This is a genomic window from Actinokineospora sp., assembly GCF_050699995.1.
Classification (GTDB): Bacteria; Actinomycetota; Actinomycetes; order Mycobacteriales; family Pseudonocardiaceae; genus Actinokineospora.
Genome location: NZ_JBOHGC010000106.1, coordinates 1 through 1,683, shown reverse-complemented (window position 1 = coordinate 1,683; position 1,683 = coordinate 1). Strand labels below are relative to the sequence as shown.

Genomic DNA, 1,683 nt, shown 5'->3' with positions numbered 1-1,683 from the left:
CCCTTACGGGCTAAGCGCGTTCCTCGCCGCTACCTGCCGCTGGGCTGAACTGGGGAATTCACTCTGAGTCCTCTGCGTACCTTGCCTTTAGTGCCTCCACCACCGACGGATCCGCCAGCGTCGTTGTATCCCCTAGCGCCCGCCCGGTGGCGACGTCGCGGAGCAGGCGGCGCATGATTTTGCCGCTGCGGGTTTTGGGCAGGTCGGCGGAAAAGATAATCTTCTCGGGGCGGGCGATGGCGCCGATTTTCTTCACCACGTGCTCCATCAGCTCATCGATCATCTCGACCGGCTCGCGCACCGCGTGGCCGTCCTTCAGCGTCACAAAGGCGGCGATGGCCTCGCCCTTGATGTCGTGCGGGATGCCGACAACGGCGGCCTCAGCCACGGCCTTGTGGGCGACCAGCGCGCTTTCGACCTCAGCGGTGCCGATGCGGTGCCCGGCGACGTTCAAGACGTCGTCCACGCGCCCCAGCAGCCAGAAGTAGCCGTCCTCGTCCCGCTTGGCGCCGTCGCCGGTGAAGTACAAGCCCGGGTAGCGGGACCAGTACTGCTGCTGATAACGCTCGGGGTCGCCCCAGATGCCGCGCAGCATCCCCGGCCAGGGCTTGGTCAGCAGCAGGTAGCCGCCGCCGACTTCGACGCGCTTGCCCTCAGCGTCCACCACCTCGGCGAAGACGCCGGGGAAGGGCCGCGTGGCCGAGCCCGGCTTGAGCGTGGTGATGCCCGGCAGCGGCGTAATCAAAATATGCCCGGTCTCGGTCTGCCACCAGGTGTCCACCACCGGGCAGCGGCCGCCGCCGACGGTCTGGTGATACCAGACCCAGACTTCGGGGTTGATGGGCTCGCCCACGGTGCCGATGAGCCGCAGCCGCGAGAGGTCGTGTTTACGGATGTGCTCGGCGCCCCACTTCATAAAGGCGCGAATCGCTGTGGGCGCGGTGTAAAAAACCGTCACGCCGTGGCGCTCGCAGATGTCCCAGAACCGGTCGCGCGCGGGCCAGTCGGGCGCGCCCTCGTACATCAGCGTGGTGGCGCCGATCGCCAGCGGGCCGTAGACGGTGTAGCTGTGCCCGGTGACCCAGCCGATGTCGGCGGTGCACCAGAAGAGGTCGTCGTCCTTGAGGTCGAAGACCCATTTGGTGGTCGCGGTCACGCCCACCAGGTAGCCGGCGGTGGTGTGCACGATGCCCTTGGGCTTGCCCGTGGTGCCGGAGGTGTAGAGGATGTAGAGCACGTCTTCGGAGTCCATCGGCTCGGGCTCGCACCACGCAGGCGCGTCCTGCATCAGGCGGTGCCACCAGTGGTCGCGGCCCTCCTGGATGTGGACGGGGAAGTCGGCCCCACCGCGGCGGACGACCACGACGTGCTGGATGGACGGGCAGTCCTTCAGCGCCTCGTCGGCGAACTGCTTGAGCGGCAGCACCGTGCCGCGGCGGTAGCCGCCGTCGGCGGTGATGAGAACTTTGACCTGGGAGTCGTTGATGCGGTCGCGCAGCGACTCGGCGCTGAAGCCGCCGAAGACCACCGAGTGGATGGCGCCGATGCGGGCGCAGGCCAGCATCGAGATGGCCGCCTCGGGGATGAGCGGCAGGTAGATGGCGACGCGGTCGCCCTTGCGCACACCCAGTCGCTTGAGCGCCCCGGCGAAGCGGTTGACCTCCAGCCACAGCTCCCAGTAGG

1 protein-coding gene is annotated in these 1,683 nt (G+C 67.9%); it reads right to left on the bottom strand.

Annotated features, from left to right (window positions below):
• Positions 1 to 58: 58 nt before the first annotated feature.
• Positions 59 to 1,683 (bottom strand): acetate--CoA ligase (gene acs / locus ACRDSQ_RS06200; RefSeq protein WP_431419574.1); only part of this gene is annotated, 1,625 nt, incomplete at its 5' end.